This window comes from Nesterenkonia halotolerans (assembly GCF_014874065.1).
Lineage (GTDB): Bacteria > Actinomycetota > Actinomycetes > Actinomycetales > Micrococcaceae > Nesterenkonia > Nesterenkonia halotolerans.
In genome coordinates this window covers 2126824-2144614 of sequence record NZ_JADBEE010000001.1, presented here as the reverse complement: position 1 = coordinate 2144614, position 17791 = coordinate 2126824, and the positions used below count along the sequence as shown (strand labels likewise).

General features: G+C 59.2%; 14 protein-coding genes and 1 pseudogene. 14 read left to right on the top strand and 1 reads right to left on the bottom strand.

Features of this window, described 5'->3' with window-relative positions:
- Positions 1-3: 3 nt before the first annotated feature.
- The 9 genes and pseudogenes from H4W26_RS09735 to H4W26_RS09695 all read left to right on the top strand — a co-directional run bounded on the left by H4W26_RS09735 (position 4) and on the right by H4W26_RS09695 (position 11272).
- Positions 4-741, top strand: a complete 738-nt coding sequence (locus tag H4W26_RS09735; RefSeq protein ID WP_192591848.1) for a TnsA-like heteromeric transposase endonuclease subunit — start codon at positions 4-6, stop codon at positions 739-741.
- A complete protein-coding gene (locus H4W26_RS09730; RefSeq protein WP_192591847.1) occupies positions 738-2726 on the top strand; it encodes a DDE-type integrase/transposase/recombinase in 1989 nt (662 codons plus the stop codon). The genes H4W26_RS09735 and H4W26_RS09730 overlap by 4 nt, the downstream gene beginning before the upstream one ends.
- A complete protein-coding gene (locus H4W26_RS09725) occupies positions 2723-3790 on the top strand; it encodes a TniB family NTP-binding protein (protein ID WP_192591846.1) in 1068 nt (355 codons plus the stop codon). Before H4W26_RS09730 ends, H4W26_RS09725 begins: the two co-directional genes overlap by 4 nt.
- A pseudogene (locus H4W26_RS14155) lies at positions 3759-4193 on the top strand (TniQ family protein); the annotation flags it as partial. The gene H4W26_RS09725 and the pseudogene H4W26_RS14155, both read left to right, overlap by 32 nt.
- Before the next feature lie 1843 nt (positions 4194-6036).
- The gene (locus tag H4W26_RS09715) at positions 6037-7692 is read left to right on the top strand and encodes an ABC-F family ATP-binding cassette domain-containing protein (protein ID WP_192591844.1); all 1656 of its coding nucleotides are present in this window, start codon (positions 6037-6039) and stop codon (positions 7690-7692) included.
- Positions 7689-8951, top strand: coding sequence for an MFS transporter (locus H4W26_RS09710; RefSeq protein WP_192591843.1), 1263 nt, complete (start codon positions 7689-7691; stop codon positions 8949-8951). The genes H4W26_RS09715 and H4W26_RS09710 overlap by 4 nt, the downstream gene beginning before the upstream one ends.
- 366 nt (positions 8952-9317) lie before the next feature.
- Positions 9318-10013 carry a hypothetical protein gene (locus H4W26_RS09705; RefSeq protein ID WP_192591842.1) on the top strand — a complete coding sequence of 232 codons (696 nt, stop codon included), beginning with the start codon at positions 9318-9320 and terminating at the stop codon, positions 10011-10013.
- Between the two features lie 121 nt (positions 10014-10134).
- The gene (locus H4W26_RS09700; RefSeq protein WP_192591841.1) at positions 10135-10344 is read left to right on the top strand and encodes a hypothetical protein; all 210 of its coding nucleotides are present in this window, start codon (positions 10135-10137) and stop codon (positions 10342-10344) included.
- Positions 10345-10564: 220 nt separating this feature from the next.
- Positions 10565-11272 carry a DUF4352 domain-containing protein gene (locus tag H4W26_RS09695; protein ID WP_192591840.1) on the top strand — a complete coding sequence of 236 codons (708 nt, stop codon included), beginning with the start codon at positions 10565-10567 and terminating at the stop codon, positions 11270-11272.
- 153 nt (positions 11273-11425) lie between these two features.
- On the opposite strand, the gene H4W26_RS09690 is transcribed toward H4W26_RS09695, so the two are convergent.
- Positions 11426-12130 carry an HIRAN domain-containing protein gene (locus H4W26_RS09690; RefSeq protein WP_192591839.1) on the bottom strand — a complete coding sequence of 235 codons (705 nt, stop codon included), beginning with the start codon at positions 12128-12130 and terminating at the stop codon, positions 11426-11428.
- 233 nt (positions 12131-12363) lie between these two features.
- Between H4W26_RS09690 and H4W26_RS09685 the strand changes: the two genes are divergently transcribed.
- From H4W26_RS09685 to H4W26_RS09665, 5 genes are all read left to right on the top strand, one after another.
- Complete coding sequence (locus tag H4W26_RS09685; RefSeq protein WP_192591838.1) at positions 12364-13023, top strand: hypothetical protein; 660 nt, start codon at positions 12364-12366, stop codon at positions 13021-13023.
- Positions 13024-13265: 242 nt separating this feature from the next.
- Entirely contained in the window at positions 13266-14762 is a 1497-nt protein-coding gene (locus H4W26_RS09680) for a hypothetical protein (RefSeq protein WP_192591837.1), read from the top strand.
- A gap of 269 nt (positions 14763-15031) precedes the next feature.
- Complete coding sequence (locus tag H4W26_RS09675) at positions 15032-15421, top strand: hypothetical protein (protein ID WP_192591836.1); 390 nt, start codon at positions 15032-15034, stop codon at positions 15419-15421.
- An 80-nt stretch (positions 15422-15501) separates the two neighbouring features.
- Positions 15502-17076 (top strand): AlbA family DNA-binding domain-containing protein, encoded by a 1575-nt coding sequence (locus H4W26_RS09670; protein WP_192591835.1) that lies wholly within the window; start codon positions 15502-15504, stop codon positions 17074-17076.
- Between the two features lie 26 nt (positions 17077-17102).
- Positions 17103-17732, top strand: a complete 630-nt coding sequence (locus H4W26_RS09665) for a GNAT family N-acetyltransferase (protein ID WP_192592119.1) — start codon at positions 17103-17105, stop codon at positions 17730-17732.
- Positions 17733-17791 lie beyond the last annotated feature (59 nt).

Sequence of the window (17791 nt, the reverse complement as noted above, 5' to 3'; positions counted from 1 at the left end):
AACGTGAGCAAACCCCAAGCGACGGTCAAATACTGCAACGAGATCGGCGATGAAGTCAGCACGACTTGGGAACAAGCACGTGCTGACCTGATAGTGGAAGGCCTTCCGGTCCGGGTACCCCCGACATTCAAAGGTCAACGGAACTACCCCGGCTTATTCTGGGCTTCTACCAATCGGCGGGTGATGGTCTACGAGAGCTTGCTCGAGCTAGACCGATTGTGGCTGGCCGACTTCGACCTGAACGTGGGACGGATAGCTACCCAACCGTTCCAAATCATGGGGCGTGAGGGCGCTGCGCCACGCAAACACGTGCCCGACATCCTGCTAGTCCATCGAGACAAGACGGTCACTTTGGTTGACGTGAAACCCTCAGCTCATTTGGAAAGGCCAGAGGTCGAAGCGCAACTAGCCTGGACACGCAGCCTTTGCCGGACGAAGGGCTGGAACTACGAAGTGTTCACGGGTAGTGACGGAGCAAAACTCCGCAATATCAAAGCCCTCGCGGTCGGAAGACGCCCTGAACGTCTTCCTCCAGGCTTGGTCGACGCCGCTCGCGCGACCTTGGACTGCAGCGAGGTGACGCTGCGCGAAGTCCTCACGAGAAGGCCCGAGGGTTGCGACGTGAATTCATGGCGCGTGGCAGTACTGGCCTGCCTGTGGGCTGGGTACATGACCCTCGATCTGGAGCAACCGCTCGGCGAGGAGACCGTTCTGAAATCTTCGGCAGGAGCTAGAGCGTGACATCGGAGATCTTGGACATTTTCGTTGGAGCAGGACTGTGGCACGATGGCGCCGCCTGGACCGTCGTCGAACTTGACGGTACAACCGTGGTGTTGCGTTCGGGAGAGCACTTCAAGCGCGCCCACGCTCCTTCTCTAATTGGGCAGGCGGAGCCCCTGCAGGAGGAGATTGGAGATCAAGATCCACATTCTGAACTCGACGTTGTCCTGCTGTCGGGGCTCAGCAAGGTCCAACGAGAACGGTTAGAAGCAGAAGCTCGTATCTACGATGAACTTGTTCTGACCGAAACCGGACTCCCGCTCGAACAGAAATATCGACAGGCGGGCACAATGCTGGGCGCCTCCTCCCGTACTGTTCGTCGCCGCGCAATTCGATACGCCGAACGTGGCCTCGCGGGCCTGATCGATGCGCGCCGCGGCAAACCCCATCGGCGGTCAGTTGCTGAAGAGTGGGATCAGGCCTGTATGGAGGTCTTGAAGTTCTTCGCTACACGTTCCAACCCCACGAGACGATTGGTCCTACATAAAACCAACGCACTTTACCTAGAGCGATATCCGGACGCTCACGTCCCTTCTCAAGCGGTGGCCTATCGTCGTTTGCAGGAACTCGATAAGGGACGCTACACCTTCGGTTCCGCGAAACAGCGGCGATCTGTGGCTGATCGTCCGAAAGGCGTTCTAGGACGTCTCAGTGCAGATCGGCCTGGCCAGTACGTCGTTCTGGACACCACTCGTCTCGATGTGTTCGCCATGGAACCTGCTACCGGCCGCTGGTTGAACACCGAGCTCACGATCGCAATGGACCTGTACTCGCGATGTATTTTGGGGCTGGCGCTTCGGGCGGTGTCAACTACGGCCCAAGACGTCTCCTCCGTGCTGTACCAGGTAGTCACACCCCAACAATGGGGAATGCCCGCTGAGGACCGTGTTCCAGCACCTTACGCCGGGGTCCCAGACACGTTGATCACCCAATCCACCGGGGCGTTGCCAGATACGATTGTGGTCGATCACGGCAAGGTCTATCTCGCGGCTCGAACCAAAGCCGTGTGTCACCGTCTGGGGATCAATATCCAGCCAGCAACCCCGCATAAGCCAACGGATAAACCAACTGTCGAAAGATTCTTTCGCACCTTGCGTCAACAATTGTTGGAGCGTCTGCCGGCATACAAGGGCCCCGACGTGCACTCTCGAGGCAAGGACGTAGAGAACGAAGCCTTTTACACGGTCCCAGAGCTTGAGACGATCATCCGCGAGTGGGTCGGCATTTACCACCACACCGCTCACAAGGGACTCTGTGACCCGCGGATTCCTGATGTTGTGCTTTCACCTGCGGAAATGTTCTCTCGTGGCGTCGCCGCCTCTGGGGTGCTGCGGCTGCCGGCTAGCCAGAGTTTGCGCATGGAGTTCCTGGACGTTGTTTGGAGGACCATTCAGCATTATGGCGTTGAGATCAATGGTCGGCGCTACGACGGCCCGGCCCTCAACCTCTACCGAGGCTCCAAGTCGCAACACGGGGGCGCCCACGGAGGAAAATGGCCCATCATGGTCGACCACGATGACGTGCGCACAGCCTACTTTCAAGATCCCGACACGCACCTCTGGCACGATTTGGAATGGGATCAAGCAGCAGGGCTCGACGCTCCGTTCAGCGCCGAAGCTGCGGACTACACCCGACGGCTAACCCTCAAGACCGACAGGCACATCAACCCCGACGTTGCCCTCCAAGATCTCATGCAGCGATACAGCAAAGGTGCCGTCACCGATAAGCGTGAAAAAAATCTCGCTCGTCGATCCGCCTCGACCTTGGCTCCCAGGCTCGATGCCACTGAGCCCACCCGACCCCCGGAGTCGGAACCTGAGGTAATCGATCTGATTGCGCACCTTGACCAACGTCGCGCCCACCCGCCCATGGACGATGATCTCGATGTCTTCGATCGAGCCTACGCAGATGACCCAGAAGGCACGATCGAGGTGTTCGACGTATGACCAACAGGTTCGCCCAGTGGCTGGCCAACAACGCGGTTCGTGACTTCGACATGGCATACAAGGAGGGGTGGAACACCTTTGCTGAACTCGGACCACGTGAACCGCTACCGATACTTTCCCACGCCGATCTCCAGACCCTGGGTGACGACGAATTAGAGGACTATAACGAAGCTCGTGCCGTCTGGAACGCCAACCCACCTGCAGTACACACCGCGCAATTGAAGGACGCATTTCGCGTCCTAGACCAGGTGATGGCTTCCAACTATCGAGACGGCGACCGCCTCCGTGGATCAGCAGTCATCGATGCGAAACCCGCGCTTGGAAAAACCACCATCGCAACCCGGTACGCCCGCGCCTTCCATCAACGTTCGTTACGTCGCCATGGGATCACGACACCGGAAGGACACCAAAGGATCCCTGTAGCGTTCATCCCGGTAGACGCAGGCACCACGCTGAAAGGGCTGAATCAGAAGCTTCTCAGCTTCTATGGCCACCCAGGGGCCAATCGAGCATCAACTTCCCGTCTAGCGGCGTTGGCCGTGGATTGTGTCCGGTCGTGCCAGACAAAGCTCATCGTGTTCGATGACGTCCACTTCATCGATTACAAGCACAGGCGGGGCCAGGAAGTCAGTAATCACTTCAAGGGCCTCGCCAACGAAATGCCAGCAACTTTCATTTTTGTTGGCGTGAACCTGAAAGCCAAGAAGTTCTTTGACGAGGGTCTACTCGGTGAAGATGCTGCCTTCGCGCAAACTTCACGGAGAGCCACTCGGATATCGGTATCACCGTTTCGGAGCACCTCAACCTCCGGGATGCGTGCGTGGTGCGACGTACTCGGCGCCTTCGAGCGTCACTTAATGCTGCTCCACAAGAAGCCTCGGATGCTGACCGACCTCGCCAACGAGCTCTTCGACAAGACGAGTGGGTCGATCGGGTCACTTACGAACATCCTGGATCGAGCAAGTCTCCATGCCATCGCCTCCGGCGAAGAGAGCATCAACGCCGCAACTATCGCAGCCGTGACGGGTGACAATGCAGCTGAGACCAGCCTCCGCAACGCTTAGTACTGGCCAGTCTCCAGCTACCGAACTTCGAGCAATTCCCGGTGGATACGACCTCGATCGGTGGCCAATACGAGTCGAGTTGAAACACGATGAGACCCTCATCAGTTGGTGGGCCCGAATGGCCCACCGATTTGGAGTCTCACCGGCACACCTGTTCGCAGAGGTCGGCATGAGCAAGAATTTTTACACGCCACTGATGACAGAAGAGCGGCTCGGCGATCGGCAAGACATCATCACCAAACGCACGGGCGTCGATGACGCCCAGCGGGCCGCTGCCTTCGAACGGCACACGGATATCCTCAACTCCGAGCGAAGGCTATCCACCAGGTACATGGCGTATCGGCCCCTGCCAGTCCTAACCGGATCCCGTTTCTGTCCTCAGTGCCTACTCGAGCAACAAGCATGGAGCCCAGAATGGCGACACCCGTGGATGGTTGCGTGCGTTCACCACAGGACTTTGCTGCTGACAAGCTGCCCAGGATGCGGCTCTCAGCCCTTCAGCACTTTCACCTGGGCACGCAGGCTCCGATCACCCTCTACCTGCACTGAGTACAGCAAACAGCCAGAACGCGGTCGGGGCTATGCCAGGGCTGGTTGCACCGTCGATCTGGCGACTCTATCGGCACCTCCAGCCCCAGAAGACCTCATTAGTGCACTACAGCTACTTCGACCAAAACCAGGTCAACCAAATCGGATCGAATTCTGTGCGGGCAAGCAGCTCACTCACGAGCACGCTTCCGAGTCGATGCATCTCCTTGCCAACGAGGACCGCCACAACTACCGAGGGAAACGACTCCATACTTCCGACCAGCACATCGCAGCCGCTCTCCTTCGAGCATTTCAAATCCTCAACCAACCATCGTTGGGAGAAGCTGCAAAGAAGGCCGATGAGTACGACTTGCTGCGGGTGCACGGGCGCCTCACTCCAATCGGTCCCGGCCGGGCTCTCGCACAAGCGCCCTTGGACCCTCTACTCCACGCGATTCGTCTCCAAAGCCTCCACGACAGACTTCCTCCATCGAGCCAACTGGCCTTCCGCATCGGTTCAAGCTGGCCCCGCGTTCCGCACCAATTGCGCCATACTGCGACATTCAAACCCGAACATGAACCCTCGTGGGAGATTCCGCCTCCCCCCATGTCGGCGATTCCGCAACTCTGGTGGCCCACGGGATTACCCGGTTTCGACCTCACCGGAGACGAACAAGCTCAGTTCGCCATCAGCATTGCTGTCACGTGCATAGGTCGCAGTATCACCGTCGCCTCGGCGGCGGAACGACTCGGCGCACCCAAGCTGGCGTCAGCCCGAATAATAAGCACATGGCGTCGCATCGCCCAGCAATCTAGCTGGCCTAACCTGCGACGTGCTCTCCTCACCGCCGCTGACCAACTCGTTGTCGACCCGCCACCCATCGACTACGCGGCGCGACGCGAAGCCCTTGCCTCGCCAGAACAGTTGGATCTCCTTGGAGGAGAACCCGATCGTGGAATTTCCTTTAGCGACGCCGAAAAACTCTGGATCTGGAGTCACGTTACGAGAAGCAGTCCACGGCTCACCCCTGAACGCTGGAAAGAGCTACGTGTTCCGCAGACTTTCCCAGAAGCGCCAGCCGAGTGGAAGATCAAACTAGCGCACACAACCGTCTGCGAGCACTCAGCCCAACCAGAGAGCTGGGCGCCACCATGAATGGTCAGTCAGCCACTCCGGGACTATCTGAATCTGCCCTCTTCAGAAGTATTAGAATCGCCTGAATTGGAACGTGCAGAGGAACGAGCATCCAGCATCTCCCTAGCCCCAGGAGCTCGTGAGCGCCCCATGTGGAGAAAACTCACGTACCAAACCGTCAATAGAAATCGCCTCGTCGGCGAGGCTGCGGATAGAAGAGTTCTTGGGTCCCTGCCGCCTCGGACCGGGCGCTTGACCGACTAAGCAGAATACCGACCTTTGAGTGCCTGTAAGCAAAGACCCCTCCCGGTCCAGCCACCTTAGCTGCGGCCCTCTGATCGCGCCGTCCGCAGATGATCATTCCCAGTTGGCTCCAGACCGCGCAGTTTCGTACAACACCCAATTGCTTTACTCTGTAGTCATGCATTTGTACTTCCTCTGACGGTATGACCGGTCCGTTGCGCCCGTTGAGTTACTCCGGGCCCCTAGCGGTCGCGTGTTCTGACCCTTAGTCGGTCACCGTCATCAGCGTGCCTTCCAGCCTTCTTCCTAGGTTCGGCGCGCCCATTCTTAGAGGAATCACATGCTTACCCCCACCCACCCTCATCCTGCGCGCCATAACGCGCAGCTCACCGCCACCGGCGTCTCGGTCATTCGCGGCGCGACTCCAGTCCTGAACCACATCAACCTCACCGTTACAGCAGAGTCTCGTATCGCTATCGTCGGCGAGAACGGTCGCGGCAAATCCACCCTGCTCCACGTCCTCGCCGGCAACCTCTCTCCTCAGACCGGCACCGTTCAACGGTCAGGCACGATCGGGGTGGCAGACCAAGAAATGTCTGCCACAGAGGACCGCACCGTCGGCCAAGCGGTCGCTGAAGCGATCAGTGAATCTCTGGACGCCCTCAAAGCCCTCGACTGCGCCGCACGTGCACTGGCTGAAGGTGAAGCAGGAGCGACTGAGGCCTACGCGGCAGCGCTGGAGAGGACCGAAGCACTCAACGCGTGGGAAGCCGAGCGGCGAGTAGAAGTCGCGCTTGAAGCGCTCGACGCCGAGACAGACACCTCCCGGTTGCTCGCCGACCTCTCGGTGGGACAACGGTACCGTGTCCGATTGGCGTGCCTGCTGGGCGCTGACGACGACTTTCTGTTGCTCGATGAGCCCACGAATCACCTCGACCGCAGTGGCCTCGACTACCTCAGCGCGCAGCTGCGTGCGCGCAAGGGTGGCGTCGTCGTCGTTAGCCACGACCGTGCGCTGCTCTCCGACGTGGCAGAGACCATCATCGACCTAGACCCCACCATGGATCAGCGCCACCGCGTCTATGGCGACGGCTACGCGGGATATCGCCAAGGACGACTCGCGGAACGTCAGCGGTGGGAACAGGAGTATCAGCGTCAGCAGGCGGAGCAGGCGCGTCTCCAAGTCAGTCTCAGCGCCGCGCAGAACCGGCTCGTTTCGGGGTGGCGCCCGGATAAAGGCACCAATAAGCACGGACGGGCTACACGTGCAGGAGGGCTCGTGAAAAACGTTCATCGGCGACAGGAAGCCCTGGACGCCAACGCGGTGACCGTGCCAGAACCACCCCAGTACTTTCGATTCCCCGATCTCCCGACCCGCACTGGGGCAACGCTGCTCACCGTGGATGAGGTCAGCGTGCCGGGAAGGCTCAGCGGACCTGTCAGTTTTGAGCTTTCCCATCGTGGGCGTCTCGTCGTGACCGGTCGCAATGGAGCAGGAAAGTCCACGCTCCTTGGGGTCCTCGGCGGTGAGCTGGCCCCCGATACAGGGGCCGTGAGGCTGTCCGGAAATACCCGTCTGGGCTTCTTGCACCAGGAGTCCACGCTGCCTCCGGATCAGCGCGCGAGCGAACACTTCGCGTCCCACGTCAGCGAGCTCATCTCAAGTGGCTCGTTGACCCCCTCAGAAGCCATCGGGCTCTCACAGCTGGGACTGTTGCGTCCCAGGGAGTCAGGGAAACGGATCGGGGAGCTCTCGATGGGACAGCAGCGACGACTTGATCTCGCACTCGTCCTGGCAGGCAAACCCCACGTCCTGCTCTTGGATGAACCCACCAACCACCTCTCCATCGCACTGGTGGATGAACTCACCGAAGCACTCCACGCCACTGCAGCAGCTGTCATCGTCTCCACCCATGATCGGCAGCTCCTGCGCGACGTGAGCGACTGGCCTGCGCTGGACCTGAGCGAGACCGCGGAAGCTGAGGTTAGATCATGAACCCCAAGAAGCAGCCGAAACTGCGGGCCCTGAAGCCGCTGAACTCGAAAGATTACCGACTGCTCTTCGCCGCGGTGGGGATCGAGATGTTCGGCACTGGCATGTGGACCATCGTGATGGTCTTCCAAGTACTCGCCCTCAACGACAGCCCTCTGGCGCTCTCGGCCGTGGCCACGGGCATGAGCCTTGGACTGTTCGCCTTCTCCGTCATTGGCGGGGTCGTCGCCGATCGGTTTTCGAAACGCCGCGTCATGATCACGGTGCATGGATGCACTGCCGCGGTGATGACGACGGTCGCCGTATTATCTCTGTCTGGCTCTATTGAGTTGTGGCACGTCGGGGTGGCCTCGTTCGCGATGGGCGCCGGCAGTGCGTTCTTCTACCCTGCCTACAGCGCGTACCTGCCCCAGGTCCTGCCTCCGGAACAACTCTTGGCAGCAAACGGCCTTGAAGGGGCACTGCGGCCCTCCATGGCCCAAGGCTTAGGTCCTGCACTGGGCGGGGTGATCGTCGGGGCATTCTTCCCCGCGATTGGTGCCGCCATCGTTGCTGCCTCCTACGTCGTGGCGTTCGTCATGACCCTGTTCCTCAGCCACCGCGACGAGAAAACAGGTTCAGAGACCTCAGAGCGCGCCAGCGTGTGGGGTGACCTCAAGACGGGAGTGAGGTTTGCAGCGCGAACCCGCTGGCTACTGTGGACCCTGATATTCGGGTCGTCTCTGGCCCTGATCATCCAGGGCCCAATCGAGGTACTTCTTCCGTTCCTGACGCGCGGGCGTTTCGAGGATGCTGAAGCCACGTTCGGGATCCTGTTGGCCGCGTACGGAGTGGGAGGTGCGGTCGGCTCCCTGGTGGTGTCATCGATCCGACTTCCCCGGCGGTATCTCACCTTCATGATCCTGTGCTGGGGCGCCGGCACGTTGCCCCTCATCGTGATTGGTTTCGCAGACCAGCTGGCCCTGATGCTCGCCGCACTCTTCGTCGTCGGCGCAGCAACCGGCGCGGGTGTCGTGATCTGGGGAACCCTGCTGCAACGTCTCGTTCCGCAGGAGATGATCGGTCGAGTCGCAAGTCTCGACTTCTTTGTATCGATCGCGTTCATGCCCGTGTCGATTGCTATCACAGGACCGCTGTCCTTGGTAGTTCCGATCGAAACGATCTTCATCGTCGCCGGGATCGCGCCGACAGTTCTTGCAGTCGTCGCTCTGTTCGCCGGTCAGATGCGGTCTACCGAGCTGGATCGCCCACTGGATACGTAGTTCAAGGTGGGTCCGACCAGTTCTAACGTCGGACCCACCTCCCAACGAACTACCGCGGACACAGAGAGTTGCGGCCCTTGAGCTATGTGATGGTGGATGTGGCACCTGTCCCCGAGCAAAAACCCTCGGAACCCGGGACCAGAGCCTCCAGGAAAGCCAGGGCGGTTCGCTTCCCCCACGGTGACCACAAGTGTCTCAACTGAGCCAGGTACGTCGTGGGGTCAGGCCACGCATTCCCTCGTGGGCCAAGGAATATGCGTCAAATCCCCTGGCGCTCCACGTATACCCGGAATAGGCTCGAGACAGATCGAGACGAATGTGCGAGCGGGGTACTTTCTGAACTCCTGTGGCCCAGACGGAGAAACCATGAAAATGACTTCAGCACCTTCTGGTGGTTCCAAAGAACTTCTGAAACTTGCCAAAGTCGGTGAGGAACTGGATAGACAGCTTCTGCGGTTCGGCAGCGCGTTTGAGGACTATCAAAACGCTCAGCCAGATCTTGAACTACCCACCACCGAGGCTATGACCGAGGCGCGGGAATCGCTTCGCGCAGAGCTCGCTAGCGCTCTCGAGGTCATGCGTCTCATCGACTCCGGTGTCTCCGTGGCGGCGACGACGCAGCGCGGTAATTTTTGGACGACCCCGCTCACTATCAATCAAGCCTTCAGACTCATGGAGCAGGCGAGCCCAGACAGCCTAGGTTTCCGCATCCAAGCCGACAGCAACTACGCCAAGCACATCGCCAGGGTGTACCGACAACATGCCGCCGCATCATCCACGTGCGGTCGTGGCAATAATTGTCAGACCCGCACCGTCACATGGCCCGGCCGGACACGTGGCCCAGGATGCTGGCGACACCTCACCCCAGAGGAACGCGAAGAACTGACAAAGATCTACGACCTCGCCGTTGAGAAAGGCCCCTGTGAAGCGTGCCAGGTGAGTCCTGGCAAACCGTGCGATGAGAACGCGGAGCCAAAGAACATCGACGGCTGGTTCTCCCCGATCCGGAAGTTCAATAAGCGGAGCGTCCATCTCATCCGGCTCGAGGCGTCGGTCGCGTGACGGCAGTGGTGAAGTTCTTAAGGAGCGAGTCTCATGTATCGCTTCGCTCGATTCCCACGGTGACTGACCGACAACCGGAAGATCTCAATATAGGGCTCTTCCCCACGACATGGAGCCACTAATGATCCGCAGGCAAACCACGAATACACCTGACGAAGAAGCTCTCGAGCAGTGGGCCGCCTCGGACGAAAGGGCAATCCGGAAAGACGCCACCATCATGAGCCCGACCGAGGTTAGTCGCACCGAGATGCGAAAACTCTTGATCGCGGCCGCCAACGCCGAACAGCTGGAGGAGATCAAGCGGGCAGCCAAACCTCCTTCCCGCTCGTAGCCTGCGCGCGCCTCATCTCATCGTTCCAGATCAGATGTCACCCATTAGCACAGCAGACCATGGCACGAGCCCGGCAGCGATACTGTTCAAGCGCGCTGCGCCGGTGACAAGAACGAGGCTCATGACGGGAGTGTACTGATTCCGCTTGCCTGAATTCGAAGTGTTTGCAGGCCAATCCACGTGCGGGCCGTGGGGTGTCGCCTAGGTACACTTTTGGGCCATGAGCCACGCACGCATCAGTATTTCCCTAGGCTTACTGATCTGCACTGGAACGCTGATCGTGGGATGCAGTGAAACGACCGGGGAAGAAGACGTCGGCCAAGAGTCGCCTGTCGATCAGGAGTCCGATTCTTCTTCGCCGGAAACCGATTCTCCAGAACCCGATACCGTTACCGAGGGAGAGGGCGGTGGAGAATCTGGCGATCCAGGTGAGATCGAGGAGCGCGAGCCGGTAGCCGAACGACTCAATGAGCGCGGAAACCTGCCCATGCCGGAGCACAACCCCTATTACCTGCTCTCACCGGAAGATGACTCAGCGATAGCAGAGTTTGATATCTCTGATCTACAGACTGACGTGGTGTGCACGTCTTCGATCGCGCCTGAGTCGACCGAGTCTTTCTTACAGATTGATCTTGACGTTTCCGTAGAGAACGACGCACGCAATTTCATCCCCGATGGGGCCATCCTCACCACAAACTTGTTCCAGGTGCTCGACAGTGACGGTTCGATAGTGGATACCGATCCGGGGTCCGGCGAAGCGTCGTATTCCTGCCTCCCGGAGGAAGAAGTGTTCCCGTTCGGGAGTATCCGCCCCGGTACTTCGGGGTCGGGTTCGTTCGTTTTTGAGCCTAGCGTTGAATCCGGGTACGTGGTCTTCCACGAGGTACTTTCAGACACATACCTCGAGTGGGAGTTTGATCTTCGCTAGTCGAACATGCCGGGCGGTGCCGTGACCGGCCTGCACCGCAGCTCAGTATTGGCTGGCCGGGTGGGCGGACGGCAGCACCTATTGCACCCTGCCGCCCTTCTCCTAGATACCCCGATCATGGATCTTTCGGCGGCCGGCACGAGCCCTCACACATCATCCGCCAAGCTTCGCGAGCCGCTCTGCGATACGACTATCCTTACGGAACTGCGGCGGGCACACTGCGAGCCAACGTTTCAGTACAACAAGCTCCTCGTCGCGGCGACCGAGCTTTCGGAGGATGATCGCCGCCTGCTCGGTATACCAAGGTGCCGGCGCTCGGCCGTCACGTTCACCTTCCGCTCCTTCAATTGCGGCGCAGCAGAGGACTAGCGCTTCCTCCAGGCGCCCTTCGCGCTTGAGTTGTTTAATCGGCTCAACGAGTTCGAGATAGTGCACGCCTTTGACCATGCCCACCTCGAACTGCGCAGCCCGGTCGCCACCGCTGGCCAGTGCATCGCGAACCATGTTGCTGCTTTGGACGTGACTGGCCTCAGCCTTCGCCTTGGAGGACATCGGCGGCCTCTTCGTTTCCGTCCATTCCCACTGCGGTTGCTCTGAGCCGAGCCACGCCCACGCCTCGGCCCGAAGCCCCTTAGGCGCCAACTCCGTGAAGATTTGGACGCGGACCGTGCGTGAGCCATCTATTGGGATGTTGACTTCTGAGGTGAGGTACCCGGGGAGGTATCCGACTCTCTCAGCTTCAACCAGGACGGCCACGGCGTTCGCATCTACCTCATTGTTGGGCTCGCGCTGCAACGAGCCGGGCAGTTCGAGGTAGCCGCCATCAGCGATACCGTGGCGCTCCGCCAGTGCAGACATCGCAGAACGACAGATTGTCGTGGTGCCGCTTAGTTTGACGAGACCAGCGAAGCCCCGGTCGGGGGCCGGCTGTTCACGGGAGCGGCCAAGAATTCGATCTAGGATCCCCATCTCTCGATCATCGCAGATCTGGCCCGCACTGGGATTGAAGCGCCCTGGGATTCCTGGAGATGGCCTGTGCTGGTTTCTGTGGCGCCAGCACTACTTGGTTGAAATCCCTCTACGATGTAGTTATGCAGCGTTCATATGTCGAAGCCCATATGCCATTGCGTGCAGCTTTCATTGCAGCCTGTAAATGGGCAAGAGGTAAGGAAGTTTCCCTCATTTCCCCCTCGACCAGCGTGGTCGAGGCGCAGCCATGGTTGGAGTCTTCAGGGGTGGCGATCGGCACGACCTCCAACCGACATTCTCGTTTCTCGGCTCGACCCCGCGGGGTAGTCATCGGTTGGTGCTTGAACCTAGGCGAGGTGTTAGAGATCGAGTCCAAAAAATCAGTGAGCAGTATCGTCGTGGTCCAGGCCCACACAGGTCACGCGCCTTGGGTGACCGCGCACGATGTTGAGCGTCTTGGGGGTAGCGAGATTGTTCCCGTTCCAGAGGCTTCAAAGGCGGTCAAGGCCATGGTTGCAGGGATAACCTCGCTCGCCGTCCTGAACCAGGGTCTGATCGATAACCGGGAGAGATCCATGGCGATTCAAGCACTCACTTTTATGCGTGACCGTGGTCATGCTCTTGACCCTGAGCAACTCGTTGCTGAGGCGATCCAACAGGACTGGGCAGGAACGAGTCCGCTAGAGTTCGCCGACCTCGCCCGGGACGTCAACAGAGGCAAACGGCTTCGCTTCCAGAATCGTCTGAACGCGCAGGCCCTCGAAAGCTGGGCGAGCGCGTGACGGGCCCCAAGTCCCACATGCCACGGGTATCTGGAGACGGTCGCCCCGATGCGATTCCGACGCTCGCCACGAGATGGTTGCGGCCGCCCGGCGAGTACCCGCAGGAGCTTTGGCCGATCGTCTTGCTCCGTAGAGTCACGCCCGAGCCCACGGGCTGGCTGACCGTCGAGGAGCACTTTCACCGGGACGACATGTACGGGGGAACCCACTCTGTCCTTGCCGCTCACGAAGCAGAGGAGCGAGTGCTTGGGTCTACTACGTGGTCCGGTCTGCACACGATTGGAGAGATTCAACTCTGGAACGATGGCCGGTTTTCCGACGGGTTGACTACCGGAGAGGACCCGGCACAGCCGGATCTGTTTTTCTTCACGGCAGTCCGTGAGCATCACCGGCGTGTTGACCCGACCTATGAGATCACGCCCACGTTTCTCTGGTACTGGGATGCGTTCCCAACAACTACCGGTTGGTCTTACCTCAATGCTGCGGGACGGGACGTGGAACTGATTCGGACCGACGTCGGCATGGATAGTTGGCGGATCCAAGTTGCCGCTCTCGAACTCCGAACGTTCTTGGCAAACGCGGGTCGAGATCTCCTCGTTCAAGTGGACTACACCACGACCATCGATCACGAAGACTTTGAACGGGTAGATAATCAGTTCCGTTCCAACACCGCAATCTTTGACTGGGTCGCGCTCCATCATGGCGACATCGGAGGACGGCCTGCGTTCTCGAACGTTATGGGGAAGTACCTCATCGCAGGCTTGAGAACCTCTCGCCTCCGCCGCAGTGAGGAACGCGGCGAGTCCCAGACTTACGCCGAGTTCATTTACGATGTGGATCCCGGCAACGGGAACATGCTGACGCATGTCTGCGACCCTAGACAACTGGGCGACTACAACGACAACTCCAAGTTGCATCAGTTGACCCCCGTGTATTTCGCGAGAGAGGTTCTAGGCCGGTACGCGGATGAGCCGAGTCGTTATCGGGTGACCGCCAGCCGCCTTGAGTGTCTCGATCTCTGGGGGATCGACATCTCCACGAACACCGCGGGACTCATTGAGGTCTACCTGTGCGAACTGGGCTCCTTGCCCGCAACAGAACAGTCGCACTGGGTTGCCCACAACGTGCCGCCCGAAGGACAGATGGAGGAAGGGCGGTTTCGACGGGACTTCCTCAACCAGGCTGCGTCCTCGCCCGACCCCGTTGGTGAATTGCATCGCGCCAGGTCTCGGGCAGCCGAGGCGACCCAGACCCTAATTGGGTCACCACTTTGGACAGCTTTGGACCCTCAGACACGCGAAGAGTTCGATCATCTCGTCGGTCCAACGACTCGTGACTCGTCGTCGTTGGGCCCGGCCATTCTGACGTTGGCCAAGGCCATGGTCGATGGAATCGATCCAGCACCCCTTAAGACTTTTCTTGGCGGGGCTGCAAGTGGCGAACGATCATTGGCTTTACTTGTTCGATTCCTCGAGAACCTCGGCGATACGGAAGACGCAGTTGAGCCCTTTAAGGCACTACAGACGTATCGTTCGGCGGGAGGAGTGGCTCACCTCGGTGGGGCCAAAGCCGCCGGAGCACGAGAGCGACTGGGAATCGACGGACTCTCGCCCTGGCCGTCTTTCGTTCACGTAGTGGAGCAATTGACCGGCGCCCTCAATCACATCAGCGAACTCGTCGCAGCCGTCAGCGCCGAACCGGCAGCACCGCCCTCTTCCTCTGCGTCAAGCGAGGAGTAAGAGAGACCAGGCAATGCTGCTCTCCTTCGCAGTCGGGTCTTGTGACGAATCGACCGTGCAGATCAAGAGCTTGCATGAGTTGTTTCGACATTTGTCGACCTGAGACCAGGGCATCAAGATACGGGGCCAGATGACTGAACCGCCCGGGGTTCTTGGAGAGTCTGGTATGCACCGGCAGGCTGGTCCTGGTGCGTGTCCGTGCCGGGTGATGGAATGACAGCACACCGCGACATTAACGCCGCGACCATCGAGCATACGGGAGCTAACCCATGGCATGGATGAACACCGGCCGAAACGGCTGGTTCGAGGACTGGTTCACTCGGTATTCCAAAACTATCGAGATCCTCGACGAAGACCGCACCGGCCACCACTGGCGCGAGAACACCACCGGCAATGAGATTGCCCTGGTCTCCGATGGCGGCTGGCGGATGACGCTGAATCGGGAGCCCTATATGAGCCGCTACCGGGCATTCCTGTACCTGGCAGACGTCGACCAGGTCATCGAGCAACAGCACCTTCTCGAGGAGACCTCCCACCAGGGCCATTTCAACCCCGACGAGACCGGGGCAGGCCGATACTCACAGATCCGCCGGGACTCCGTAAATGCCATCGACGCGGCACTAAGGGCCCGTCAGGGAGCCGCAGCGGCCAGTAACTAGCCCTTAGCATCAATCACAGGCATCAACGAGCGCTCTGGAGCCCGCAAAGGTGCTCAGAGCACATGAGGCGGGAACGGGCTATGACAGGTACCAACACAGGCAGCGAATCGAATGGACACGCACGCGGAGTGGTCATCGTGGAGGGGCGCACGGATAGGGAGAAACTAGTCGAGCTGCTTACCTTCCCTGAGGAGACGCACCTTGAGTTCAAAAAAGATCTCAATCTAGGCGATCCGGAAGCTAAGTTAAAATTCGTAAAAGATGCTGTTGCCATCCTCAACACCTTCCCAGGTGGCTACATTCTGGTAGGCGTATCGGACCAGGGTGAGCTTGCCTTGCCGGTAGGCTCAATTAAAGACCGAGCTTCCTATGACAGCGCGAGACTCCACGATCTCGTCCGAGGCTACATCGACGGCCAATTTAGTGTTATCCCCGCGATTCACGAGATAGACGACCACGAAGTGGTGCTTATCTACCTCGAGCATCCGCGTGATGGATTACCGATCCCGTTTTCCAAGCTTGCTCAGTATCCTGACAGGAACAATCCTAAGAATCAGAAAGTGGTATTCCAACCGGGTGAACTATGGCTGCGCGAAGGAGCAAGAAATGTTCCGCTGCGACATGCGCATTGGAACACTCTCCTAGCCGAGCGTGATCGTCGCATCAGGGAAGACGCCCGTTCCACAGTCGATTCAATCATTCAAGATCTTGCGACGGCCCTGCGTGAGGGGGGAGTCTCTCTCGGTTCTGGCTCCCTACTTCCATTGACCACGGAGATGTCAGATGCGGCGTTCACTGAAACCGTGGTCACGTATTTAGAGGCCGGGAAAGACCTCCGGCTGAGTCAGTTCACCGGCCAAGCGCTGTCTGTGCTGTCCTCATCTGATGATCATGGTCGCGAATCGATCCTTAATAAGGTCACATGCGTTGCGGCGCAGGCTATGTACTACGAGCGCTACGACTTGCTGCGGAAGGTCCTGAGTGGCCTGGTCGAGACTTATACCCCCCTGACAAGTTCTCAGGCCGTGCAGCGCCTGGAGATCGTCAACCGCCTCTATGTGCTAGGCAGTTTGGCTGTCCGGCAGAAGCAGTGGGCGATCATCAAAGACCTGGTTCTGCAACCGTATGCGGACCCATATGGCTCCTATGTCTATGCCTCTTGGATTAGACACGGTCAAGTCGCCGCTAGCCGAGAGGGTCTGTTTCCGAAGGACAACGGCAGCATGATGATCACGGCGGCTAGGCAGCTCATGAGTGAGCATTCGTTCCTTCGTCCGGACTTGCCGGACAGCGCCATTCCCATCGCGAATAAGTTGGCAGACGATGACGTTCTCTTCAACTCACTATGCCAGTTCGACATCCTGTACTGCGTGATAATCGAGAACGACCCGGAGGACAATGGTGGCGCTTACCCCGCGTCATCGTCGATGAATCAGTACCGGTCAGACCCCGCGTTTGTGCTCCTCGGGAGTGATGCAGACGCCCGAAAGCAGATGTTTCCTGATGGAACCGACGCCGAGATCGCGGAAGCGATTCTGACCGTTTTCAAGGTCGCAAAACGCGAGTCCTACGGGTATGGCGGCCACTGGTGGGAACTCCCCCGTCTGACGCAGCAGTTCGTCCAGGATCATCTCGGAGAAGGCCACGATCTTTAGACCGTAGAAGCGTTGTTCGCGAGACTCTGGACACCATCTTCAGCCACAAACCCACACTCGAAGGACACCTGGTCCGTCTGCGCCCGATCCAGGGTCAGGACGCCGAGGTGATCCACCGGCTGATTCAAGATCCCGAAATCGCTGTGCTGACTGGCTCGGTGCATTCAAGCACCCCGCAACAATCACCCTGGTCCATGGGATCCCTTCGGCCGATCTACGAACCGTGGAGCACCGCAGACGACCGACTAGTGCTCGCCGTGATCGAGCAGAAGACCGGCGCCATGGTCGGTGAGGTAGTTCTCAAAGACTCGCACGAAGAGAACCGGTCCTGCGGCTTCCGGACCCTCATCGGCCCAGAGGGACACGGGAAAGGGCTCGGCACCGAGGCAACGAGGATGATCATCCGGTATGGACTGCAATCACTAGGTCTGCATCGGATCTCGCTGGAGGTCTACGATTTCAACCCACGCGCACGACACGTCTACGAGAAGGTCGGCTTCACCCACAAGGGAACCGGTCGGGACGCGTTGCGATTCGAGGAGCGGTGGATCGACGTGCATTACATGTCGATCCTTGAATCCGATATCGCGTCAGCCCTTCCGCGCCGAACGTCAACTCGGACCGCCGACTTGCTGCGCGACAGAACAATGAAATAACTAAGAGGTCTACCTCTTCGGATCTGCGCAGTACCGCACCAGAAATTTCACACGCGGAA

Excerpts from the sequence above, each read along its gene's own strand:
- H4W26_RS09725 (WP_192591846.1), top strand. The coding sequence starts at position 2,723 with ATGACCAACAGGTTCGCCCAGTGGCTGGCCAACAACGCGGTTCGTGAC.
- H4W26_RS09715 (WP_192591844.1), top strand. The coding sequence starts at position 6,037 with ATGCTTACCCCCACCCACCCTCATCCTGCGCGCCATAACGCGCAGCTC.
- H4W26_RS09710 (WP_192591843.1), top strand. The coding sequence starts at position 7,689 with ATGAACCCCAAGAAGCAGCCGAAACTGCGGGCCCTGAAGCCGCTGAAC.
- H4W26_RS09705 (WP_192591842.1), top strand. The coding sequence starts at position 9,318 with ATGAAAATGACTTCAGCACCTTCTGGTGGTTCCAAAGAACTTCTGAAA.
- H4W26_RS09700 (WP_192591841.1), top strand. The coding sequence starts at position 10,135 with ATGATCCGCAGGCAAACCACGAATACACCTGACGAAGAAGCTCTCGAG.
- H4W26_RS09695 (WP_192591840.1), top strand. The coding sequence starts at position 10,565 with ATGAGCCACGCACGCATCAGTATTTCCCTAGGCTTACTGATCTGCACT.
- H4W26_RS09690 (WP_192591839.1), bottom strand. The coding sequence starts at position 12,130 with ATGTCTGCACTGGCGGAGCGCCACGGTATCGCTGATGGCGGCTACCTC.
- H4W26_RS09685 (WP_192591838.1), top strand. The coding sequence starts at position 12,364 with ATGCAGCGTTCATATGTCGAAGCCCATATGCCATTGCGTGCAGCTTTC.
- H4W26_RS09675 (WP_192591836.1), top strand. The coding sequence starts at position 15,032 with ATGGCATGGATGAACACCGGCCGAAACGGCTGGTTCGAGGACTGGTTC.
- H4W26_RS09670 (WP_192591835.1), top strand. The coding sequence starts at position 15,502 with ATGACAGGTACCAACACAGGCAGCGAATCGAATGGACACGCACGCGGA.